This is a genomic window from Hominiventricola aquisgranensis, assembly GCF_040096225.1.
GTDB classification, from domain to species: Bacteria; Bacillota; Clostridia; order Lachnospirales; family Lachnospiraceae; genus Hominiventricola; species Hominiventricola aquisgranensis.
Genome location: NZ_JBBMFC010000019.1, coordinates 1 through 23635, shown reverse-complemented (window position 1 = coordinate 23635; position 23635 = coordinate 1). Strand labels below are relative to the sequence as shown.

Here is a 23635-nt window from a genome sequence, read left to right as displayed (position 1 = left end):
CCTCTCCTCCTTAGATATATTTCTCCTGACGGCTCGCTGTTCGTATCGATACCTGACCGGTCGATACATCCAGAAGCATCGTTCGTGCATAATTTGATCCGGTATCTTCTCCGGTGATCCGAAGCCCCTCCGCTTTCAAAATACTTTTTACTTTGATGATATTCCGCTCTCCGATATTGCCCAGACCGCCTGTTCCTTTCATTTCAAACATTTTTGCGCCACCTGCGATCTTACAAACTGTCCGTCCTTTCTGACCGCCGAATGTATAGAACTTTCGAAGTGTTTCCTGTATACCTGTGTCCGCATATTTCAAAATATTGGAATCCTGCGAATTTGTTTTTTCCGGGAGCATGATATGGAGCAGCGCCCCTAACTTTATCATTGGATCATAAAAGGTAATTCCGATACATGAACCCAGCGCATATGTAATCAGTACTCCCTCCTGTCTGGTAAGCTTCATGTCCGCAATTCCCACAGATATCTTCTTCTGCATAAGCTACTCCACTCCTAATTTTTTCATCAGGACATTCAATGAACGGATGTCCGGCAGCAATAGAATATTGCTGTCCATCTCCTCTCCTCCTATCGAAAACGCCCCTGTAATCATCATGATCTGATCAGACTCAATTCCCATCATTGCCATAGGCATGCTTAAGATCCCTCCCAGCATATTGACGGCAAACTGCGGAACGGACAAATGGATCTGAATATTCGTAAGGGAAGAGAGTGCGCTGATATAGGAGGAAAGCATGATATTTCCAACCTCGATCAGCAAAGATTCTTCCATTTCTTCCATATCAAGCAAGTTCTCTTTCTCATAAGAAAAGACTTTTTTGATCATTGTTTTGATAAAATCTCTTTTTAAGATCAGCATCATCAGCCCTGACAGCTCTCCGGACATTTCCACGAGAACCGCGCCGACGATCTCTTCCGCATCGCCGATCTTCTTCTGCGCCATATTAAATTCCAGAATATTGACTTCCGGCAGTTCCATACTGATCTTTTCCGACAAGATCCCGGAAAGCGCTGTGATCGCGTTTCCATTCCCGATACTTCCGATCTCACGGAATACGTCCATCTGGTTTTCTCCCAGTTCTTCATATCTATAAATCGCCATAACTTCCCTCTCCTTATCACTGTCTCAATGAATTGACTGTATTTACGATTTCATCAGACGTCTGCACCATGCGCAGTGCATAGGAGTATGCTCTTTGACTTTCGATCACCTTTGTCATCTCTTCTGCCATATCTACTCCGGAAGTTTCCAAAGCATGACGGATCAGCTTTCCGTCCTGTACCAAAAACGGCGTTCCGTTCTTTGCCGTCGGTGCAAACTCGTTGTCGCCGACGCTTTGCATCCCATCCGTGATATTAAACTGATATATCCCGATCTCACCGCTGAACGTACCGTTGTTCACAATAACCGGATTTCCGTTCCGGTCGCACACCCGGTTGCCTGCGTCATTGACCAGATAAAACTGATTTCCCTGCTGGGATAGACTGAAATGTCCATTCCGCGTATAAGTCACCGCGTCGCTGGACGGATTGACCAGTCTGAAAAATCCTTTTCCTCCGATCGCAAAATCATAAGCTCCGTCGGTCTCTCTGTATGCTTCCGGTGTAAAATCCGTGTTTGTCATTTCCACCTTTACGCCGGTTCCCGCTTTCATCGCCGTATCCTGTCCGTACTGATTGTTCATATTGTAATACATCAGATTGGAGAAAGAAACGCTTTTATTCTTATATCCATAGTTATTGATGTTCGCCAGATTATTTGCCGTAACATCCAGTTTCTGCTGCTGTGCGATCACGCCTCTTGCAGCCGCATAAAAAGATGAATACATAACGATCTCCTTTCCTTTACATCGAACCAAGTTGGATTGCTTTTCCGCTGAGCTGGTCATACATTTTCAAAAGCTGCGCCGAACTCTGAAGCGACCGCTGACCGCTCATCATGTTCGTCATCTCCTGCACCATCGACACATTCGAGTCTTCCAGATATCCCTGCTTGATCACCGTACCATTTACGCCCTGCGGCTGCGCATTGGAACGAAACGCTCCGTTTGCCGTTTTTTCCAGTTGTTCATAATCCGCAAAATCCACAACCTGTAATCGTCCGTAATTTTCTCTTCCGTCTGCACTTAAGACGTATCCCTGCTCCGTCACACGGATGTCATCTGTATTTACCCGGATCGGTCCATTCTGTCCCTGAACTCTTCCAAGCCCCTGAAGTACAAGATACCCCTCATTATCCACATTAAAAGAACCATTTCTTGTATACACGGTTTCCTGTCCGCTCTGTACCGCAAAGAAGCCTTTTCCGCTCAAAGCCAGATCCAGCGCCCGCTCCGTGGCGCGAAGCGTTCCCTGCGTCTGGTCTGTTGCGACGCCCTCCGCCGTGTTGATCCTTGAGGTAGTTCCGATCGGAGTTCTTCCGTCTCTCTCAAACCGATACAAAATCTCATCCCGGAATGTTCCCTGAACTAATTGGTCGCTTTTAAATCCGGGCGTGGAGATATTCGTCATATTGTTACTGATCACATTCATATTTCGATTCTGCACGATCAAATTCGACGCCAGATTATAATATCCTTGAAACATGCTTCTTTTCCCCTTCCTGATTAAATTTCTGCATATATTTTTTTAATTTTTTAATACCGCTGCTATGGATCTGAGACACACGGGGCTCGCTGATCTCCAACACTTGCGCGATCTGCCTCATGTTCAATTCCTCTACATAATAAAGCGAAATGACCAGCTGCTCTTTTTCCCTCAATGTTCTGATCCCCTCCGCCAACACATCGGTCAGCTCCTGCCTGAGCAGGCAGGATTCCGGCTGCTTTTCTTCCCCGCTGGTCGGAAGCTGTACATGCGTACTGTTCTCCTGCGCCTCTGCCAGCACCATATCCAGAGAAAGTACATGGAACAACGTCGCTTTCTTTAAGATCTCCTGATACTTCTCCATCGTGATCCCAAGATATTTCGCTACCTCTTCCGGCGACGGATCTGTTCCGTTTTTATTATATAATGTGGTAACCGCATCTTCAATATCTCTTGCGCTTTTTCTTACGCTCCTCGGGACCCAGTCTTGTTTTCTCGCGAGATCGATGATCATGCCTTTGATCCTTTTGGAAATATAGGTCTCGAATTTCACCTGTTTTTTTGCGTCAAACTTCTCGATCGCATTCATGAGCACAAGCACGCCCTCGTTGACAATATCTTCCATCTGCGAAAAGCTGATATATACATCGCGCTTCTGCAGCGCAATACTCTTTACAACATAGAGATAACGCATCACCAGTTCCTGTTTGATCTCCAGACTATGGGTAGAGCCATACATCTGCAAAAGTTCTTCATTCGACTTTTCTGTATAATCTTCCTGTATACTCATACTCTTCCCTCATAACTGTCAGACGGCAATGTTCCCTACCGCCTGGATTTGTATATTATTGTTGATCTCATTAAAAGAAAGAACATAAACATTCGGATAAAACTGTTCGATCAGATGATGCACATGTACGCGCACGACCTGGCTCGTAAGAACAACCGGAGGCTGTGAAAATCCGTTGAATTTTTTAATTTCCTCTCCCAGTTTTGTGATCACGGTCTGCATCACATCCGGACTGAGCGCCAGATACATTCCCTGATCGCCTGCGGTCAGGCTTGTGATGATGTTCTTCTCCAGATCTGCATCCAGAGTGATCACTTTCATGCTGCCGCCCTCACAGAACTTTCTCGTGATCGTACGCTTCAGCGCCATACGGATATGTTCGGTCACAGAATCCAGATCTTTCACCGCCATAGACGCGTCGATGATCGTCTCCATGATCGTCTCCATATCTTTGATCGGAATGCCCTCTTTCAAAAGATTCGTCAATATTTTTTGGAAATTTCCATAAGAAATCGTTGTCGGAATCAGTTCTTCGATCAGTTCCGGTGATTTCTTCTTCATATTGTCCACCAGCTTCACAACTTCCTGTCGGTTCAGAAGCTCGTAAGAATGTTGTTTGATCGTCTCCGATAAATGGGTCAGCATCACGGATAACGGATCGATCACCGTATATCCATAAATCTCCGCCATCTCCTTCTTATCCACAGTGATCCATTTACTCGGAATGCCGTATGCCGGTTCGATCGTATCGATTCCCTCGATCTCTTTCTCCGGATTCGGCGGTTCTAAAGCAAGATAATAATCCACAAGTATCTCACCCTTTGCGACTTCTTCGCCGCGGATCTTGATCACGTATTGATTGGTATTCAGACTGGAACTGTCTCTTAACCGGATTGACGGAATTACAAATCCCATTTCTTGTGCGTACTGCCGCCGGAAGATCACGATCCGGTTGATCATTTTTCCACCGCTGCCCTCATCTACCAGCGGGATCAGACTATATCCAAATTCCATCTCGATCGGCTCTACCTGTATCAGATCATACACATTGCTGATGTCCTTAAACGCCTCTTCCTCGGAAACCATCTGCTGTTGCTGCGACATGGCTTCTTCCATCTCTTCTGCTTTTCGTGAAGCGGAAGCTGCTTCCTCCATCCGCTTCGTCAGCATATAACCTCCAAGCATCAATCCAAGTGAGACTACGCCAAACTGGAGCTTCGGCATTCCCGGGATCACAAGCATCACTGCCAGCGCCGCGCCGGTGATCATGATTGCTTTCGGCTGGGCAAGAAACTGTTTGGAAGCATCCTCATTCAGACTTCCCTCCGAAACGGATCTGGTCACGACCATACCGGTTGCCGTGGAGATCAGAAGCGCAGGGATCTGAGATACAAGACCATCTCCGACCGTTGCGATCGAATACACCGAAAGGACTTCTGAAAATGACATTCCCCCCTGCACCATTCCGATGATCATACCGCCGAAGAAATTGACTGCGGTAATGATCAGGGACATGACCGCATCTCCCTTTACGATCTTCGTAGCACCGTCCATGGCGCCGTAAAAATCCGCTTCTTTTTGGATCTTATACCGCCGCTCCTTGGCCTGCTGCTCGTCGATCAGACCGGTACTTAAGTCTGCGTCGATCGCCATCTGTTTTCCCGGCATCGCATCCAATGTAAAACGTGCCGCAACCTCCGCAACTCGTTCCGCACCTTTTGTGATAACAAGGAACTGCACCAATACGATAATGATAAAGATAATGAAACCAACTACAACGTTTCCCTGTAATACAAAATCTCCCATCGACTTGATCACAGCTCCCGCCGTTCCCGAGTTTCCAAGGATATTTCTCGTGGAAGAGATATTGATCCCGATACGGAACAACGTCGTGATCAAAAGCATGGATGGAAAAATCGAAAACTCCAGCGGCTCTTTGATATTCATGCTGATCAGCAAGATGATCAATGAAATGGAAATATTCAAAATTATAAAAACATCCAATACAAATGGATTCAATGGAATGATTAATAACAGTACGATCATTACAACGATCACAGCGACTGCATTATTCAATAGTTTCTTCATCTTTTACTCCAGACTTTTTTTATTCTTTCGGAAAACCTGTACCAGAATCTCTGCCACAACTCCATAATATTCCGCCGGTATTTCACCGTCCAACGGCGTCGTCGCATAGATTCCCCGCGCCAGCGGCCGGTTCTCAATAACGGTAACGCCGTTTTTCTCTGCGATTTCCACGATCTTTAAAGCAATCAGATCCTGTCCTTTTGCGACAAGTATCGGCGCGTTGTTTTTATGGATATCATATTTTAGCGCGACGGCAAAATGCGTCGGGTTACGGATGATCACATCCGCATCCGGAACTGCCTGCATCATCCGGTTCCTTGCCCGGCTTCTCTGCAGATTTCGGATTTTTCCTTTGATCTCAGGATTTCCCTCCGTCTGCTTGAACTCCTCTTTCAGTTCCTGCTTGGACATCCGGATCTTTTTCTCATAATCCCATCGTTGATAAAAATAATCAAAACCGGCGATCGCGCAGAAGATCAACCCGATCTTCACGACCATATCCATCACAAGCTGCAATGTATACACCGAAGATACCTGAATGTCCATATCCATCATGCGCATAATATTCCGCATATCCGCTTCCAAAGCCTGATACAACACGACGCACAGGATCGTGATCTTCAGGATCCCCTTTAAAAGCTCTATCAAATTCCGCAGGGAAAACAAGTTTTTAATTCCCTTGATAATACTCAGATTGCTCAACTTGAACGCCGCTGATTTTGCGGTAAAAATAAATTTTGTCTGAACGCCCGTTGCCACAACTGCCAGCGTGATCGAAATAAATCCAAGTGGAAGAATGCAGATCGCCAGCACTTGCATGGCGTCTATCCCGAAAGCGCTCAACTGCGCCATCGATAACTCTTCAATCGACAACGCATTGTTCAGATAATAGAGCAGATTCTCACGGATCGTCTTGTATATAGTCGGAAACAAGATCTGTAACCCATAGAACGTCCCAAGAAGCGACACGACGACAATTACATCTTTACTCGAAAAGACATGACCCTCTTTCCGCTCATCGCGCCGCTTCTTGGGCGTGGCTTTTTCAGTTTTGGAATCGTCTGCCATCTGTCTTCACTTCGCTTTCGTTTCTGAATTTCTGTTTTATAAAAACGTAAGGATTTCCTGTATTGCTTTCACCATCACAGTAACAAGATTGGAGAGATACTCCCCGATCGGGGAGATCAACAATACAAGTAACCCCAAACCTACGATTACTTTCAATTGAATATTGATCACAAATACATTGATCTGCGGTACGATCTTATTGAGGATCCCAACTCCGATCTCTACCAGAAATTCAGCCGCCAGAACCGGAAATGCAAACTTGATCCCGAGTACCACGCACTCGGAAAACAACTCGACCATCCGGGACGCAAGCCCCTGCGTCAGAAGAATCCCGCCGTAAGGCACGATCTCCGCCGATGTCAGCAAAATCTTCATCAAAGCCAGATGTCCGTCCACCGCAAAGAACAACAATACATAAAACGCCTGTAAAAGGCTGCCTGTAATCGGCACCTGCGCATTGCTCTGCGGATCATATACCGTTGACATCGACATTCCCATCTGAAAATCCATTACATATCCTGCAAATGTGATCACAAAGAAAAATAATTCTGTTACAAATCCGATCGCATACCCCGCCGCAAACTCTTTAAATAGAAGCAGTCCATACTCCAGCGGATTTGTAATATCAAACGCATCACCTGTCGAAAAAGAATATACCGTAACTGTCAAAATAAAAATGAATCCAGACTTTACCTGCATCGGGATATTTCTTCTTCCTAAAATCGGATTCAATAATATAAACCCTGACATTCTCATTAATATCAGTGAAAACAGGGTGATCTGTGCAGTAGTATCGAACAGCATTTCTCTCTCCTTGCTCCAATCGTCATCCCTGTATCATCTGAAAGATCCGTACTGTAAAATCCTGAAGCGTCTCCAGCATGTTCCCGCCCGTAAACACCAAAATGATCCCGATCACAAGCAGCTTGGGAACAAACGTGATCGTCTGTTCATGGATCTGGGTTGCCGCCTGTATAATGGAGATTAATACGCCAACGAGCATACTGATGAACAGAACCGGTCCTCCAAGCTGAACTGCCAGTACAAACACTTCATACATTAAGTCTAATACTTCCCCGTTTGTCATCTAACAATCTCTTCCCTTCATCGAAAACTTTTTACAATTGTCGAGAACAGTAAGTTCCAGCCGTCCACAGTAATAAAAAGAAGTAATTTGAACGGCAGCGAGATCATCGCGGGCGGAAGCATGATCATTCCCATCGACATCAACGTACTGGAGACGATAATGTCGATCAGAAGAAACGGAATAAATAATAAGAATCCTGCTACAAACGCTCTCTTGAGTTCGCTGGTCATAAACGCCGGGACAATGACCGTCATGGAAAGGTCTTCCGGGCTCTCGTCCTCCGCCAGCTGCACATCCGCCATATCCATATATAAATTCAGACTGCTTTTCTCCGTCTGCTTTAACATGAATTCTTTCAGCGGGACCTGTGCCCGCTCCAACGCCTCTTCCTGCGTGATCTGCTGATTTTTATATGGTTCATATGCTTCCGTATTGATTTCCTTGATCACCGGATCCATAATGAACAATGTTAAAAACAAGGAAATCCCGACCAACACCATATTGGGCGGAGTCTGTTGGATTCCAAGCGCATTTCGCAAAAATGACAGGATAATGACCGTCCGGGAAAAAGAAGTCATCATGATGATCAATGACGGCAGCAGCGCCACAATAGTCAGAAGCAATAAGATTTCTAATGTAGGGACTTGATTGCCATTGACATTAATTAAGGAATCATACATCTTCTTTTCCCCCTTTTTGGGTCATTTTACCAAATTTGTTCAGGAGCTCTCTGAATTCCTGTGCTTTAGGTGTACTGTTTCCCTGAATTGGCGCAAGCGGGATCAAATCCTCCGGATCCAGTTCCTGCAAAAGGCTGATCTGCTGAGAAGTTACCCCGATCAGCAAGTATTTGTCCCCTGCCTGTACAACCGCAACGTATCGATCCTGTCCGACCATGAGCTGATCGACCACTCGCATATAATGTGAATTGCCGTTTTTATTCATTCCTCGTCCTACATATTTGCTGACGACATAGCTTAGATAAATGATAAAAACAGCCGCTATAAAAGTCAGAATCACACTCCCCATAATCGTCCTTCCTATTCTAATGTTGCCAGGTTGATTTTCGTGATCTCTGTAATACGAATTCCAAAATTATCTTCTACAACCACAACGTCGCCTTTTGCGATACATTGTCCGTTGACGAACAGATCGACCTGTTCTCCCGCCAGTTTATCCAGAACAACCAAAGATCCTTTGGTGAAGTCCAGAATATCTTTCACCAGTTTCTTTGTTCTTCCGATCTCCACGGAGATTTCAAGCGGAACCCCCATGATCAGTTCCATATTTTCTTCCTGTTCTTCCTGAAGAACCACGCCGCGGTCCTGATTCAGATTCTGTCGCACCATCGGCTGCACGTTGATCAGTTTTGGTTCTGCCGCTTTTTGTTTTTCCTCCTGCTGTTGCTGCATCTGCTGCATTTGCTGCATCTGCTGCATTTGCTGCATCATCTGCTGCATCATCTGCATTTGCATCTGCATCATAGATGCATCTGCCATTCCCGACATCATCGGCTGCTGCGCCATAGTCTGCGGATTCAGATTCATTTGCGGATCCTGATTCATTTGTGCGTTCATCTGCTGGTTCATACCGGCGCTCATTTGATCCTGCTGTGGTTCTGCAGGCTGCTCAACCATTGCCTGTGTACTTCCCTCCGCATTTAACAGACTTTCGATCTCCTCCTGGGAGAGCGTCTGCTTTCCTCCTGAAGACGGCGCTGCTTCTTCATTCGGAACGTCTTTCGTTTCCTCATTTACATTTGCCGGATCGACGATCACATCGTCCGGAAGAAATCCTTTCACAAGGCTCTTTGCAAGACTGATCGGCATTACGTTAAAGAATTCGCTTTCCAGTTTGTCTGCGATCTTCAGTGCAAATTTTACAACGACTCTGTAATCGTCGTCGGAAAAATATTTATCGATGAACGCTTTTTCATTTTCCACTTCAAAGGAAATCGGTGTTGAAATATTTACAACTTTTCCAAGGAATTCGGAAAGCGCTGTGGAAGACGCCCCCATCATCTGGTTCATCACTTCACAGACCGCGCTGATATTCATCTCGTTTAATTCAAACTCTTCATCCGTCATCGGAATGCCCATCAGCATTTCCACGATCACCCGCACGTCATGTCTTTTTAACAACATGACATTGCTTCCCTCCAAGCCAGATATATAAGTAATCTCAACTCCGATCGCCGGCTCCACTCTGTCCATTTTAAACTCATCCTTGCGGACAACATTTACAACAGGAGTGGTAATATCTACTCTGGTATTCAGCATTGTTGAAACCGCAGTTGCCGAAGCTCCCAAACTGATATTCAGGATTTCGCCTACGGCATCTATTTCCAATGCGCTAAGACAATTGGATCCCATTCTGCCCTTTTCCTCCTATGCAATTACTTATTTCCCGATCTCCAACGCTTTCTGCGACATCATTTTGATCGCATTAAACGCTGTAATATTCGCCTCGTACGATCTTGTCGCAGCCATTCCGTCTACGGTCTCTTTTACAAGATCTACATTCGGCATCATAACATAACCCTCTTCGTTTGCGTCCGGATGATCCGGATCATATACCGGAATCAGATCTCTTTGATCTTCTGTAATCTGTGAAACACGCACGCCGCCTTTTTCCATTCCGGAGCGCCGAAGACGGCTATTGAACTCCTCCTGAAAAGAACTCGCCGGTTTCTCCTCAAAAGAAACGATCTTACGTCGGTATGGACCTCCGTCCGCGGTTCTCGTCGTCTGTGCATTTGCTATATTTTCTGCGACAGTATCCAGCCTCTGCCTTTGTGCAGTCAATCCTGAAACACTAATATCAAAAGAATTCAAAAAAGACATTTTTCTTCCTCACTCCCTGATTATCCAAGAATTTTCTTGATCGTTGACAAAATACGTTCCGGTTTGAACGGTTTTACAATAAAGTCTTTCGCTCCCGACTTGATGGAATCCATAACCATCGCTTCCTGTCCCATTGCTGAGCACATCACAACCGTTGCCGCCGGATCTAATGCTTTGATCTCTTTCAGTGCTTCCAAACCGTCTTTATTCGGCATCGTAATATCCATAAATACCAGATCCGGTTTCTCCGCCTGATACATTTCCACTGCCTGCGCACCGTCTGCCGCCTCGATCACGTCTGTATAACCAGCCTGTCCTAACGTTGTCTTTAACATCATTCTCATAAAAGCTGCATCGTCTACCAATAAAATTTTTGCCATTTATCATTACCTCTTTTCATAAATATTTTTTTTTATATGTACAGAGAATCTTTGATATTTCTCCGTCATTTCTTTTCTACCCTGCATTTTTTTCTTCTGCACGTTCTTCAATTTTTACTGCGATGTTCTTATTGTATACGCCAAGTTTTCCTTTGAACCACGGCTGACCGGCAACATGTACCGATACTGCGGAATCCTGCGGCTTGTTCAAATCGATCACATCGCCCACATGAAGATTGTAAATATCGTCCAGATTCAGCCGCGCAACGCCAAGCTGCGCCATGACTTCCATCTCAGACTCTTTGATACTCTCAAGAATCTCTTCCTGGTTATCTCGCTGCATGTGGCTGTTATCCTTATCTGCCAGATGTTTGGTCTTCTCTATAATATCAAAGATATTAAACAACAATGTACCCGGCAGGCAGATATTCATTGCTCCCTCGATATTCTCACCCAGAGAAATTCTCAGCATGACGATCACGACTGTCTCATCCACACTGATCCCCTGGAACATACTCGGATTTTCTTCTACCCATCCAAATTCCACATCCATGTGGATATAAGTAGACCACACATCTTTTGTGATTGCGATCAAATGTTTGATCACACTCTCATACAGAGCGATCTCAATATCTGTATATACATAGGAACCGTCTACTCCCGTATCTGTTCCGGTTCCGCCCAACAACCTGTCGATCATCGACCCCATCAGGATCGGAGAAATAAGAAACACCATCGGAGGATTTTTCGAATGATCCTGTAATTCTGCTTTCGCAAGAGTGATCACATCTGTCTCATTCAGTGCATTCCCGAATTCATAATATCTCTGCTCTTCTACGCCGATCACTTCCACCTCGCTCGCCACCCGGAACAAGCCGTTGATCTGCGAAGTTGCGATCCGAGCATAGTTATCATAAATGCTTTTCAGCATTTTCAACTTATCTTTTGTGTATTTTTTGGGACTGTAAAAATCATATTTTCGATATGTTTTCGTAGGTTGCGGCTGTGTAACTTTGCTTTCTTCCACATCTGCATTCTGCATAGAATGCAGCAGCGCATCAATCTGACTTTGTGAAAGCACTTCTGCCATCTTTATGAACACCTGCCTTTACTCATTTTTTCCAACCACTTCTTCATAATACTCATCCAGCCTTCGCTGTATGGAATTATTTTTCGTAATGATGATCTCAACTCTTCGGTTCTTTGACCGGTTCTCTTCCGTGTCAAACGGTGCGACCGGTCTGAACTGCCCATATCCGACCGATACAAGCTTATCCGGAGAAACCAGATTTTTCTGCTGCAGATATACTGTGACATTTGCCGCTCTCTCACATGAAAGAACGCGGTCGTTCACCACATCGTTCTGATGATTGGGAAGCGCCTGCGTCGTATGTCCCAAAACCTGAATTTCCTGAATTACATCGCTTGCCGGAGCGATCGCCTCCGCAAACCTGTCCAGTATAACTTTTCCCTCCGGACGGATCACCGCACTGTCCCCATCAAAAAATATCGTGTCCCGGAACCGTACAAAAGTATACCCATCGCCTTTGGTCAATTCCACTTCCGTCTCGATCCCAGCGTCTTCCACCGCCAGCTTCAACCGTTCATACAATTCGTCGAACACAGCCTCCTCAGTTGCCTCAGCACTGCCCGGAACTTCGTCATTTCCATCTGCTACCGTATCCGTTACAATCTGACTGACTTCTTTTGCATCCGGATTAAAACTTTCTACAAGCTTGATCCACTTGGATTGATCCACAGAAGAAATAGAATACAGCAACACAAAAAAGCATAGCAATAGAGTCACCATATCTCCGTAGGTGTCCATCCAATTTGATCCATTCTCCGGCTTTTTTTCACGCCTCTTGCTCATCTTGTTATCTCACCCTATTTCTTTTTTCTTTTACCGCCTGATTTTTTAGCTGCTTTCTCCTCGCCGTCGCCCTCTTCGCCGTCCTGAAGCTTGCTTCTGTCATTGTAGCTCAAATATGTCAAAAGTTTTTCTTTCAGAAACTTCGGATTATCTCCCGACTGGATCGCCAGAAGTCCCTCGATCATGATCTGCTTGTACAAAAGCTCTTCTTCATTCCGCACGCGTAGTTTTTTGGCGATCGGAGAAATGAATAAATGTGCCAGCACACATCCATAAAAAGTTGTGATCAATGCCGTCGCCATAGCCGGTCCGATATTAGAAGACGCTCCCGCGTCCATATCCATTCCATTCAGCATGTTTACCAGACCGACAAGTGTTCCGATCATACCGAATGCCGGCGCATAATTCGCCGCTTTCTCATAAATCCCTAAGGACTCTTCATGGCGCTGATCCATAATATCCAGTTCGTTTTCCATGATTGAGCGCACCTCTTCCCGTTCTGTCGCATCCACGATCATCATGATCCCCTGCCGGAAAAATGCATCATCCTGTTCGTTCGCCTTTTCTTCCAGTGCGAGCAGACCATTCTTTCTTGCAGTCTGCGCCATTTCTACCAGCGTATCGATCAACGCCTGTACATTGTAGCGTTTGCCCTGAAATAAAATCTTGATATGTTTTGCTGTGGCTTTCAACACGCTAAATGGGTAACTCGCCACAACAGATGCGAGCGTACCGCCCAGCACGATCGCCACACTTGCGGGATCCCAAAAGTTGCCCAGATCCTTAGGTCCGATTCCCACAAAGACAATCAGGACCACACCGATTACCACACCTATAATACTGGTTAAATCCATGCTGCTGCCTCCCCTATGATTTGTTTCTTCTATTTATTAACGTAACTCCGGATTTTTCCGTTGTACTCGATTGTTTTCTCAATTATCTCTTCTCCGCTTTCTTTCACGATATAGAACTTTCCATTCATCATAATCACTTTTGCTTCCGGTATAAATTCCACTGCCTCTACCTGTTCACAATTTAAAATAATTTTCTCGTCATTCAGTTTTGTAAGCATGATCATAGTATTGTTTCCCCTTTTCTCTTATCGATCATCCGGCTTTTTTATCTGGGGAGCGGGGGAGATTTACCCGCTCCTTCCGGATCGTTCTTTTTTATCGTTTCATATTGACAAGTTCTTCGAGCATCTGGTCTGTAACGGTGATGATCTTTGAATTCGCCTGATAACCACGCTGTGTTGTGATCATCTGTGAGAATTCGTTTGCCAGATCCACATTCGCCATCTCCAGATAATTTCCCCGGATCTTTCCGGCTGCTCCGCCGTTCGCTTTGATATGTTCGATAGTTCCCGCATTTGGTCCGATATTATAGTAGTAACCGTTTGTTTTCTCCAAACCGTTTGGATTCTCTACCGTGATCAAAGCAAGCTGTCCGATGGCAATGGTGCGTCCCTGTTCGTCCACACCGACAACAGAGCCGTCTTCGTTGATCTTATAACTCTGGATATTGTATGCCATTCCGGTATCCGGATCCGTCGGGATCTGGATCGTGGAAAGTTCGTCACTGAACTCTGCCGCGATGCCCGGTACACGGTTGGCGCCGATCACGGTTTGTGTGAAGTTGTCCTTCTCAGTTCCACCCTGCGGTGCGGTCGTATTTTTACCATTTCCCCATGCAGTCGTAATCTTACCCGGATCTCCCGGTTTGCCGGCTGCGTTTTGCACAACGCCTTTCTGGTTGGATTCGATCGTCAGGTTGACTGTCTTTGCGCCGTCATTGTAGTTCTCCAGATTGATCGTAAATCCCTCAAATCCTCCACCTTTCTTTGTCACCTGTGCGATCCAGTCCTGCACCTGTCCTTTAAAATCGGTCTTCGTTGTCTGCACCTTCACATCGCCGATCGAGATGGTGTTTGGCGTTCCAGTTTTATCGATCGTCACGGTTGCATTTTTGATCGTCCATTTGCTTGCCGTCGCCGGTTTCTCCGGGATTCCGGTTCCGTCAACCAGTGAATATCCATATACATAACTTCCCATGGAGTCTACCAGATACCCATTTCCATCCACAGAGAACGAACCGATTCTGGAAAGATTCAGTCCGGACTCTTCCACGTTGGTAAAGCTTCCGTTGATCATATTTCCTACAAGGAAAAATCCGGTTCCATCGATCATACAATCGAGAGAACTTGCGGACGGCGCCGGAGCGCCTGCCTGAAACGATGTAGAGATTGATCCGGTTGTAACTCCATATCCAACCTGGGAAGCATTTCTTCCTCCGGCTCCTCCTGCAAGATCGTTTCCTGCCGATCCGTTGATCGAAGTAGAATACATGGAATCTGCGAAGTTAAAACTGGAAGACTTGAATCCCCATGTATTTACATTTGCAATATTGTTACCAATAACATCCAATTTGGACTGATGTGTCTTTAATCCTGCAACTCCTGCAATCATTGATCTGACCATTTGTTCTCTATCTCCTTTTCTTTCGTTGTGCTGCCCATGTGCCTGTCATTCGGACAGACATCAGACCTCCATAATGGTCCGGCCTATAAAAGTACAGCACTGTCTATGTTTGTAAAAATATTTTCTTTCATCTCGTTACCATTCATCGTGGTAACGATCAGATTATGAGGAACATTCACGATAAAGGCGCCGTCTTTTCCGATGATCACAACATCTCTGGCTCCTTTCGCTTTTGCCTTTTCTACCGCCTGATTCAAATCCGACATCAGCCGGTCCGAAACTTCGATCCCCCGTTCCGCAACTCTCTGTGCCGCATGTTTGGAAAAGCGGACTCCCTCTGAGCGGTCCAGCTCTTCTTTTAACAATGTGGAAAATCTTTCATCTGTCTTTTGTGTCTGCACAGACGCATGAGAGAGCTTCAATGCATTCACATTTGTGAGCTTATTGATCTGATTCATATTTTATCCCCCTGCCTGTATGCGACACTCAGCTCTTCTCTCCGTCTGTCTCCGGATTTTCCGTCTCCGGCTTCTCCGTTTCCGGCGGTGTCGTTTCCTCATTCTTCGGAACGTCCCCGACACTCATGATCTGTGATAAGCTGTACTTCTCACCGTCAATATAGACAAACTGTCCGCCTGTCAGGTCAACTCCTGTGACAACGCCCTTTTTCTCGCCATTCACTTTTCCGTTTTCATCCACCGTCGCTACCGTGACTTCTCTTCCGATCATTCCCATAGAATAAGACGTCAGTGTGACCTGCGACAAGTTGTTCGTAACGATACCAAAATTGGCGATCGCATTGGACACCTGTGTCATCGCATTCATCGTTGCCATCTGTGTCATCTGGTTCATCATCTCGCTGTTGCTCATCGGATTCGTCATATCCTGATACTGAAGCTGCGCCGCCATAAGCTGCCAGAAATCATCCATGGACATTTCACTGTTCTTCGCCTCTGCCGCGCCCTGCGTCGCGTACTGATTGTTGAATGCATTGCTGTTTCCTGTTACGCTGCTGACTGCCATATTTTCTCTCCTTTCCTACCCGATCAGTCCCAGTCTCAATTCCTGGAGAAACCGGGCATTCTCTGCTTTCTGCATTTTTTCCTGTTCTTCTTTCTGCCGATACTGCTCCGATTCCCGTCCGGAATGATCCTGATCCTGCTGTCCGTCCTGCCAGAGTGTCTCGCTCTTCTGCTCGTCCACATAGATCTCTGTCGGTTTTCCGAGATTCTGTTCCATCACACTTCCGATTTCCTTTGCACTCTGTGCCAGCAGCTCCATCGTTTTTTTCTCAGAGCAGATGATCGACACAACACTGCATCCGTCTTCCTGTGCGATCCGCACGGTGATCTCACCAAGATGTTTCGGCGTGATCTGGATCTCAAATTCATTTCTGCCGGACGAGGCTTTGACTAACAACTGTCTTGTCAGCTCTTGCGGAAGTTCTTCTTGCTTTGATACCATAAGCACCTCTCTCGATCCCTGGATCTGTTCCCGTTTTCCGGATTCTCTGGCAGCGCCGCTTGTATGTTCGGCAGCATCCTGTCTTCCGACCGTCGCCACATTACTTTCTTCCGGCTGCGTTTCCGTGAGCCGATCCAGATCCGAAGATTTTTCCAACTCTTCTTTCCGATCCGCTTTGAACGGATCCCCGCTCTGTACGCCGTTCCCGGTCTGGTTTTCCGTCTGCGAAGTCTCGGAAACCGTTGTCTTTGGTGTGGTCTGCCCGTTGTCTGTCGTCTGCAGTGTTTCCGGTGTGATCTCTGTCTTTTCCGAAAGTCGTTGCGCCTCCTGCCGGGATGCATCGTCGATGAGCATTCCCGCATTTTCCGCAGTCTCGATACCGGACATGACCTGTTGAGATCCCGTCCATTCTGCATTCTCTGGTACTGTTCCTGCTGACAGCTCTCCCGGTACAGTTTCCGTCATCGGATTTTCCTGCCCTTGCTGCACAGCTTCCTGAACCGGCGCCTGCACGATCAATAACTGGCTTTGCAGTACGAAATTCCCGTTCTGTACGATCGGATCTTTCTTCTCGCTTTTGGAAACGTCTTCCTGCTCTTTTTCCGTCTGTGCCTGCTCCGGCGCTTTCTTCATGATATCTTGAAAGCTTTCTCTGTCAGCGGACTGCTTCTGCTCTTTCTCTGCCTGTTTCGGGACAAAATGATTCACATTTTGAAAAGATACAAACTCCATTTTCCCTTTCCCTTCCTTTCTCTGTTATTTTGATTTTATATAGTAATCTGCTGTATGCAGGATTACCCGTTCAATTTGGAAACTGCCGTTCTGGATGAAACAAATTCTTCAATTAACGTCTCGTTTTCTTTCTGTTCCTGCTTGCGGTACTCTTCCTGTTTTTTTTCTTTTAATTTCTGGATCGAAGTAAATTCTTTCTTCGCTTCGATCATCCGGGTACGTTTTTTTATCTCATCCTCTTTCAAGTCTGCAAGATGCTCCTGTTTTCTTAAGATCCGAACGCCCAGACTTTCTAAATACCCCTCATAGGTCTTCATTTTAGAGATTGCGATCCCGGTTCTTTTCTGACATTCAAATTCTTCCATACAGTCTTTATGCTGATTTTCCAGAGCTTCTATTTCTCTTTCACATGCCCTGACTTTCAAAAGCGCCGCCACATGTTCTCCGCGAAGACTCTCCAAAACCTGTTCTTTATAATTCAACACTGTATTTAACGAGAAAAAAAACTTTTTCATGTCTTATCAATAGCCTCTTTATGCTAAAATCTGCTTCATCATTTCCAAAATTTCTTCTTTTGTAAAATGCTCGTCCACTTTCTGCATTAAAAATGCATTTACCTGATCGATCTTGGAAATCGCAAAATCCAGCTTTGGATTCGAGCCCGCTTTATAGGCTCCGATCGAGATCAGATCTTCATTTTTCGCATAAATACTCAAGATATCCCGCAGCGCGGATGCCGCCGCCTTATGCTCTTCATCCACAATGTTCGACATCAGACGCGAAATACTCGCATTCACATCGATCGCCGGAAAATGATTCTCATTCGCCAGCTTTCTGCTCAACACGATATGTCCATCCAAAATACCGCGCACGGTGTCGGCAACCGGTTCGTTGGTATCGTCTCCCTCTACCAGAACCGTATAAACGCCTGTGATCGATCCCTCCTTGAAATTTCCGCTTCGCTCAAGCAATTTCGGAAATTCCGCATAAATCGAGGGGGTATATCCTCTTGCAACCGGCGGCTCTCCGATCGCAAGTCCGATCTCCCTTTGCGCCATCGCAAATCGGGTGAGGGAATCCATCATAAGAAGAACGTCTTTGCCCTGATCTTTAAAATACTCCGCGATCGTTGTCGCAACCAACGGGCATTTCATCCGCAGCATCGCCGGCTGATCCGATGTCGCAACCACAAGGACGCTCCGTTTCAGTCCCTCTTCCCCGAGATCTTTCTCGACAAACTCCCGGACCTCCCTGCCTCGCTCGCCCACAAGGGCGATCACATTGATATCCGCTTTTACATTTTTTGCGATCATCCCAAGCAGCGTGCTCTTTCCAACGCCGCTTCCGGCGAAAATCCCGATACGTTGTCCTTTTCCGACCGTATTCAGACCGTCGATCGCTTTCACCCCGAAGTCCAGCGTATCGGTGATCGGCGGACGATCCAGTGGATTGATATATGTATTATCTACATAATAATGTCTGCTGGACTCAAACGCGCCAAGCGAATCGATCGGCTTCCCCGTTGCGTCGATAATTCTTCCCCGGAGGAACTCACCTACCGGAATCTTTAGTCTGTGCTTGGTATTTCTCACAAAGCTTCCGACGGAAACACCACTGATATTGTCATACGCCATCAACTGGATCTTGTCGTTTTTGAACCCGACCACTTCCACCGGGATCTGTTTGTGCGTCTCTTCGTTGTAGATTATGGCGATATCTCCGATACTTGCCCGGCTTCCGGAAGATTCCATACACATCCCTACTATATTCTCAATTTTACCGATATAACTGATCGTCTCTGCATTCTCGATCAGTTCCGGGAATTTCTTAAACATCGCTGTCAACTCCGCTTATCTTCTTACATTATTCAAAATATCTTTGATATTCTCCAACTGTGTTCCCACACTTGCATCGATCACCTCGTCCGGTAGCTCCACAATGCAGGTTCCCTCTTCCCCATCATTCATCGTGATGATCTTCAGATTATCGGACAGATGGGACAGAGATTCCAGAAATTCTGCATCCACTTCCATATTCACATCCGTATTGCATTTCGTAATGTAGATCTTCGCCCACTGTCGCTTTTTCAGCTTTTCTGTGGCTGCCAGGATCATCCTTTTGATGATCTCCTCACTGGAACGTATGCTCGTATGGATCACTTTTTCCGCAATGGAGATGGAGATCTGCTTCAGATCGTCAATATTCTTTTCCAGAATTTTGTCTTTCTGGATACTCACGTCCCGGATCACATCTGCAAAATTCTGCTGGAAAGAACGCAGTTCCTTATTCAGCATCTTCCGATGTTCTTCATATGCGGAGCGGATCCCCTCCTCTTCCCCCGCCTTTTTTCCCTCTTCAAAGGCTTCCTCGCGGAGAAGTTCTGCCTGCTGTCTTGCCTCCTGCACGATATGTCTCGCCTGTTCTCTTGCCTCTTCCAGAATCTCTTCCTTTAAAGTCTCATATTCTATCTCTTCCGCTTCCGGCTTCTCCAGAATACGTTCTTCTTCCGGAACTTCTTCTTCCTTTTTTAATAAAAAGCCCGCAAAAAAATCATACGACTGCACATCCCGCTCTTCGGCGTCTTTTACGATATTCCTACTAGGCAATGATCTCATCCTTTCCGCTCTTCACAATGATCACCTCTCCGGCTTCCTCCAGACGTCTGATCACAGCTACGATTCTCTGCTGTGCCTCTTCTACATCGCGAAGCCGTACATTGACTGTGATCTCAAGATCTGACTTGATACTTTCCGCCATACGCTTAGAGACGTTGGCAAAAATAAGTTCTTTGATCTTCTCGTCTGAGCCTTTCAATGCGTATACGATATCCTTAACGTCACATTCACGGATAAACCGCTGGATCGAACGGTTGTCCATCGATACAATATCTTCGAATACGAACATCTTCTTGCGGATCGTATCTGCCAGTTCACTGTTGTCTTTCCCTAATTCATCAAAGATGAACTTCTCATTTCCACGATCCATATGATTCATAACGTCTGCAATATAATCGATACCGCCAATGGTTGTGTAATCTGTGGTAAGAATGTTTTCAAACCGTTTCTTCAACGTGGATTCCACGATCTTGATCGCATCCGGAGAAGCGCTCTCCATCTTTGCCACACACTCGACCACTTTGATCCGCTTCTCTTTGGGCAGTTCGCTGATCACGGTCGCCGCCTGATCTGCATCCGCATAGGAAAGCACCAGTGCGATCGTCTGCGGACGTTCATGCTGTAAGAAAGAAAACAGATTCTTCACACTACTTTTTCGGATAAATTCAAACGGCCGCATTTTTAAGGATTTCGACAATTTTTCCAGCAATACCTGCGTCGTTGCCTCTCCAAACGCTTTTTCCAGCACGCTCCGCGCATATTCCATTCCGCCGTCGGTCACAACTTTCTGTGTAAGACACGTCTTATAAAATTCATCCAACACGTCTTCGGTCTGCTCAGGAGGTACATGTCCCAGCTTCGCGACTTCAATCGTCAGCTTTTCAATTTCGCTTTCACTCAGATGCTTGTAAACTTTCGATGCCTTTTCCGCTCCCAAAGAGACAATAACCGCCGCGGCTTTTTGTTCCGGCGTTAAACTATTGTTCTCCATGATCCTCTCCTCCGTTAAGCCATGATTTTAACAACTGGGCAGAAATCTCAGGATTCTGATCCGCAAACTCGCGTACCTGTTTCTTCAATTCCATTCCTCGGTCGTTCCGAAGTTCCTGCATCTCTTTACTCAGTCTTCCAATATCCTCGTCGCTATCCGCATGCAGATCCGGCATTACTTCCGTCTCTGCCGCAAGAAGTTCCTGTTCTTCCAACATTCTCTTCTTTTTGCGCCGTTTTGCAACGATCAGAATGATAATGCTCAATATCAGCAGTACAGCCGCTGCGATTCCCGCAAGAATCAGGAGGGTCTTCGTATCCATGGCATTCGCCTTTGCCGACGCCTCCTCTGTATTTGCCTTATAGAACGGTGCGCTTACCAGAGAGATCTTTCCCTCTCTGTCTTCCGCCGCGATTCCGGTTGCATTTCCTACCAGATCCCGGATCTGCTTCTCCGTCAATTCACCATATCCCTCTCCATTAATTGCAACCGCTACTGTCAGATCTGTAAGGACTCCCGGATCGATCTGCCCCTGTTCTTTGATCTGATTGACCAGATAATCTTTGGAAACACTTTCGCTTTCAGAACTTGCGCTGCTGTTGCCGCCTCTGCCGGCAGCGTACTCGGTATTGTCCGCGTTGGTTTCGGTACCAACCTTTCCACCTGCGGTTCCCTGCCTGTTCTTCGTGTTCTCCGTCATACTTTCTTCATGACTGACGATTCCGCTTTTATCATTCTGATCGATTTTTTCCGGTGTATTGTACGTTGTACTCTCCGTGATCAGCCGCTGCGTATCGACCTTTGCTCTTGCGGAAATCCTTACGTTCTGATTACCGTAAATCGGTCCGAGCACATCATGCACTTTTTCTTCGATCTGGTTTTCGATCACTGCCGCGATCTCTTCCGCGTCAGATCCGTTCATGCTTGACGACTCTTCGGAAACGGAAACGTCATTTCCATTTCCGTCAAATACCGCAACCTGATCCAGTTCCATTCCCGGCACACTTTTCGCGACCAGACGCTGGATCGCCGCCGCCTGATCTTCTGTCGGCGATCCGCCGTCTTTCATCGTCACGACTGCGGTCGCGCTGGAATCCTGCTTTGCCTCGTCATCCAAAGCATATTTACTCTCTTCACCTAACGCGATCGTTACTTTCGCATCTTTGACATTCTCAAACAACCGGATCGTAGAACTGATCCGGTCCTGCAGTTCATATAATTTGTACGTCCGCTTGTCGGAATCCGTCGTCATCATACCCACGTTATTGATAAATGTATCGTATGTAAACCCGCTCTTTGGATACCCCTCCTGTACGAGCTGTGCTTTCGTCACATCCAGGACATCCTTTTTCACTAAGATCGTAGATTCTCCCTGATATTTAAAATCAATGCCGCTTTCCTGCAGCTTTCCAACGATCTGCTGTGCTTCTTCCGTTCCCAATCCGGAAAACAATACCTCATACGGCTGGTTATTCAGAATAAATGCAACGGCGACCGCAGCGATCAACAGCAGCGCCGCTCCCGCTATGATCAGCTTTTTCGTCTTGCTGCTTAACTTTCCCACAAATTCTTTTATCTGTTCCAGTTTCTCTTTCATAAGCTCAAAAGTTTCCTTTTAACATTTTCTTAACATCTTTTTTACGTTTCATTACGCAAGAATATCAGCCTTGTATTTTTTACAGGCTGATACGCATTAACTCATTATAAGATTCCATTGCTTTATTCCGCAGCGACACCAACATGTCCACTGCGAGCTGTGCCTGTGAAGACGCCACCATCACAGAGTGTGCATTTTCCAGTTGTCCCGTAGCTAAAAGATACTGTTTATTTACCAGGTCATTTTCTGTACTTGTCACGTTGTCGATCGCTTCCCGGAAAACGCTTTTGAATGTTTCCGCGCCGCCCTTACCGCTGACTTGTCCGCCATTTGCCGAGATACTTTCGATGCCGCTCTCCATCGTTTTTACCTGGATTGGCTGTATAAATAATTCGTCCATAGAGACCTCCCCTACTGTCCTTTGATCGCTGACCGGTATCTGACGATATCGCCGCTCAACGACTGTGTCAAATACTGATACTGCAGTGCTGTTCTTGTAAGTTCCGTATATTCCACATCGGCATTGACGCCGTTCCCATCTGCTCTCGTTGTGTGCGCGTCTTCCACAACATAGCTTTTTGAACTTTGGATCGCCTGACGTACATCCTCATTTTTCCCAGTTAATGCGGCTGCTTCCAGTTTTCTTCTGAATGTTTCTTCAAAATTAACGCGTTTCCTCCGGTATCCCGGTGTATCTACATTGGCAATGTTATTTGCCGTCACTTCCTGCTTCTTCCACAGATAGTCCATGGATTTTTCCATCATTGAGATCGTATTGCCAAACATCTGGTCGCTCCCCTTTCCTTTTCATTGACCGATTTTTCTGCGAAGTCCTGCTTTTATCAAACAAATGTGCCCGTAAAATCATCTGACGAGATCATCTGACGCTGGATCTGAACCTTAAAAAGTTCCGAAAGGAGCGTCAGCATCTCTCCCGATGTATCCGTAACCTGCTTTCCCTCTCCGCAGAGCGGACAGAGATTCACTCCTGTCTTCCCACTCACATTCCGTACGCTGCCGGATCCGCCG

The 23635-nt window shown here is 46.2% G+C and carries 30 protein-coding genes; all 30 read right to left on the bottom strand.

Going from position 1 to position 23635, the window contains the following annotated elements; genetic code table 11:
- Window positions 1–10: 10 nt before the first annotated feature.
- Window positions 11–493 carry a chemotaxis protein CheD gene (locus WMO62_RS11010; protein WP_009266719.1) on the bottom strand — a complete coding sequence of 161 codons (483 nt, stop codon included), beginning with the start codon at window positions 491–493 and terminating at the stop codon, window positions 11–13.
- A gap of 3 nt (window positions 494–496) precedes the next feature.
- The gene (locus WMO62_RS11005) at window positions 497–1117 is read right to left on the bottom strand and encodes a chemotaxis protein CheC (RefSeq protein WP_349144660.1); all 621 of its coding nucleotides are present in this window, start codon (window positions 1115–1117) and stop codon (window positions 497–499) included.
- 16 nt (window positions 1118–1133) lie between these two features.
- The gene (locus tag WMO62_RS11000) at window positions 1134–1844 is read right to left on the bottom strand and encodes a flagellar hook-basal body protein (protein ID WP_349144659.1); all 711 of its coding nucleotides are present in this window, start codon (window positions 1842–1844) and stop codon (window positions 1134–1136) included.
- 16 nt (window positions 1845–1860) lie between these two features.
- Window positions 1861–2601: a flagellar hook-basal body protein gene (locus tag WMO62_RS10995; RefSeq protein ID WP_009266722.1), complete on the bottom strand. Its 741-nt coding sequence runs from the start codon at window positions 2599–2601 to the stop codon at window positions 1861–1863.
- Window positions 2582–3391: a sigma-70 family RNA polymerase sigma factor gene (locus WMO62_RS10990; RefSeq protein WP_349144658.1), complete on the bottom strand. Its 810-nt coding sequence runs from the start codon at window positions 3389–3391 to the stop codon at window positions 2582–2584. The genes WMO62_RS10995 and WMO62_RS10990 overlap by 20 nt, the downstream gene beginning before the upstream one ends.
- An 18-nt stretch (window positions 3392–3409) precedes the next feature.
- Window positions 3410–5479 (bottom strand): flagellar biosynthesis protein FlhA, encoded by a 2070-nt coding sequence (gene flhA, locus WMO62_RS10985; RefSeq protein ID WP_349144657.1) that lies wholly within the window; start codon window positions 5477–5479, stop codon window positions 3410–3412.
- Between the two features lie 3 nt (window positions 5480–5482).
- Entirely contained in the window at window positions 5483–6547 is a 1065-nt protein-coding gene (gene flhB / locus WMO62_RS10980; RefSeq protein ID WP_349144656.1) for a flagellar biosynthesis protein FlhB, read from the bottom strand.
- A gap of 36 nt (window positions 6548–6583) precedes the next feature.
- Window positions 6584–7351, bottom strand: coding sequence for a flagellar biosynthetic protein FliR (gene fliR, locus WMO62_RS10975; protein ID WP_349144655.1), 768 nt, complete (start codon window positions 7349–7351; stop codon window positions 6584–6586).
- 22 nt (window positions 7352–7373) lie between these two features.
- Window positions 7374–7634 carry a flagellar biosynthetic protein FliQ gene (locus tag WMO62_RS10970; RefSeq protein ID WP_349144654.1) on the bottom strand — a complete coding sequence of 87 codons (261 nt, stop codon included), beginning with the start codon at window positions 7632–7634 and terminating at the stop codon, window positions 7374–7376.
- Window positions 7635–7651: 17 nt separating this feature from the next.
- A complete protein-coding gene (gene fliP, locus WMO62_RS10965; RefSeq protein ID WP_009266728.1) occupies window positions 7652–8314 on the bottom strand; it encodes a flagellar type III secretion system pore protein FliP in 663 nt (220 codons plus the stop codon).
- Entirely contained in the window at window positions 8307–8663 is a 357-nt protein-coding gene (gene fliO / locus WMO62_RS10960) for a flagellar biosynthetic protein FliO (protein ID WP_009266729.1), read from the bottom strand. Before fliO ends, fliP begins: the two co-directional genes overlap by 8 nt.
- 11 nt (window positions 8664–8674) lie before the next feature.
- Window positions 8675–10006 carry a flagellar motor switch protein FliN gene (fliN, locus tag WMO62_RS10955; protein WP_349144653.1) on the bottom strand — a complete coding sequence of 444 codons (1332 nt, stop codon included), beginning with the start codon at window positions 10004–10006 and terminating at the stop codon, window positions 8675–8677.
- Between the two features lie 27 nt (window positions 10007–10033).
- Window positions 10034–10477 carry a flagellar basal body rod protein FlgC gene (gene flgC / locus WMO62_RS10950; RefSeq protein WP_054703331.1) on the bottom strand — a complete coding sequence of 148 codons (444 nt, stop codon included), beginning with the start codon at window positions 10475–10477 and terminating at the stop codon, window positions 10034–10036.
- A gap of 20 nt (window positions 10478–10497) precedes the next feature.
- Window positions 10498–10857 carry a response regulator gene (locus tag WMO62_RS10945; protein WP_054703330.1) on the bottom strand — a complete coding sequence of 120 codons (360 nt, stop codon included), beginning with the start codon at window positions 10855–10857 and terminating at the stop codon, window positions 10498–10500.
- Window positions 10858–10933: 76 nt separating this feature from the next.
- Complete coding sequence (locus WMO62_RS10940) at window positions 10934–11947, bottom strand: flagellar motor switch protein FliM (protein ID WP_349144652.1); 1014 nt, start codon at window positions 11945–11947, stop codon at window positions 10934–10936.
- An 18-nt stretch (window positions 11948–11965) separates the two neighbouring features.
- Window positions 11966–12730, bottom strand: coding sequence for an OmpA/MotB family protein (locus WMO62_RS10935; protein WP_349144651.1), 765 nt, complete (start codon window positions 12728–12730; stop codon window positions 11966–11968).
- 14 nt (window positions 12731–12744) lie between these two features.
- Window positions 12745–13584: a motility protein A gene (locus WMO62_RS10930; RefSeq protein WP_349144650.1), complete on the bottom strand. Its 840-nt coding sequence runs from the start codon at window positions 13582–13584 to the stop codon at window positions 12745–12747.
- Window positions 13585–13613: 29 nt separating this feature from the next.
- Window positions 13614–13808: a flagellar FlbD family protein gene (locus WMO62_RS10925; RefSeq protein WP_009266736.1), complete on the bottom strand. Its 195-nt coding sequence runs from the start codon at window positions 13806–13808 to the stop codon at window positions 13614–13616.
- 91 nt (window positions 13809–13899) lie between these two features.
- Window positions 13900–15207: a flagellar hook-basal body complex protein gene (locus tag WMO62_RS10920; RefSeq protein WP_349144649.1), complete on the bottom strand. Its 1308-nt coding sequence runs from the start codon at window positions 15205–15207 to the stop codon at window positions 13900–13902.
- A gap of 83 nt (window positions 15208–15290) precedes the next feature.
- Window positions 15291–15665: a TIGR02530 family flagellar biosynthesis protein gene (locus WMO62_RS10915; RefSeq protein ID WP_138375857.1), complete on the bottom strand. Its 375-nt coding sequence runs from the start codon at window positions 15663–15665 to the stop codon at window positions 15291–15293.
- A gap of 28 nt (window positions 15666–15693) precedes the next feature.
- Window positions 15694–16230: a flagellar hook capping FlgD N-terminal domain-containing protein gene (locus WMO62_RS10910; protein WP_349144648.1), complete on the bottom strand. Its 537-nt coding sequence runs from the start codon at window positions 16228–16230 to the stop codon at window positions 15694–15696.
- A gap of 15 nt (window positions 16231–16245) precedes the next feature.
- Window positions 16246–17403: a flagellar hook-length control protein FliK gene (locus WMO62_RS10905; RefSeq protein ID WP_349144647.1), complete on the bottom strand. Its 1158-nt coding sequence runs from the start codon at window positions 17401–17403 to the stop codon at window positions 16246–16248.
- Between the two features lie 62 nt (window positions 17404–17465).
- Window positions 17466–17918 (bottom strand): flagellar export protein FliJ, encoded by a 453-nt coding sequence (gene fliJ / locus WMO62_RS10900; protein WP_120171075.1) that lies wholly within the window; start codon window positions 17916–17918, stop codon window positions 17466–17468.
- Between the two features lie 18 nt (window positions 17919–17936).
- A complete protein-coding gene (gene fliI, locus WMO62_RS10895; protein WP_349144646.1) occupies window positions 17937–19238 on the bottom strand; it encodes a flagellar protein export ATPase FliI in 1302 nt (433 codons plus the stop codon).
- 15 nt (window positions 19239–19253) lie between these two features.
- Window positions 19254–20018, bottom strand: a complete 765-nt coding sequence (locus WMO62_RS10890; protein WP_349144645.1) for a FliH/SctL family protein — start codon at window positions 20016–20018, stop codon at window positions 19254–19256.
- Complete coding sequence (fliG, locus tag WMO62_RS10885; protein ID WP_349144644.1) at window positions 20002–21009, bottom strand: flagellar motor switch protein FliG; 1008 nt, start codon at window positions 21007–21009, stop codon at window positions 20002–20004. The genes WMO62_RS10890 and fliG overlap by 17 nt, the downstream gene beginning before the upstream one ends.
- Window positions 20996–22606, bottom strand: coding sequence for a flagellar basal-body MS-ring/collar protein FliF (gene fliF / locus WMO62_RS10880; protein ID WP_349144643.1), 1611 nt, complete (start codon window positions 22604–22606; stop codon window positions 20996–20998). The genes fliG and fliF overlap by 14 nt, the downstream gene beginning before the upstream one ends.
- A 79-nt stretch (window positions 22607–22685) precedes the next feature.
- Complete coding sequence (gene fliE, locus WMO62_RS10875) at window positions 22686–23006, bottom strand: flagellar hook-basal body complex protein FliE (RefSeq protein ID WP_349144642.1); 321 nt, start codon at window positions 23004–23006, stop codon at window positions 22686–22688.
- A gap of 11 nt (window positions 23007–23017) precedes the next feature.
- Window positions 23018–23392: a flagellar basal body rod protein FlgB gene (flgB, locus tag WMO62_RS10870; protein WP_009266747.1), complete on the bottom strand. Its 375-nt coding sequence runs from the start codon at window positions 23390–23392 to the stop codon at window positions 23018–23020.
- A 56-nt stretch (window positions 23393–23448) separates the two neighbouring features.
- Window positions 23449–23635 (bottom strand): hypothetical protein (locus WMO62_RS10865; RefSeq protein WP_349144641.1); only part of this gene is annotated, 187 nt, incomplete at its 5' end.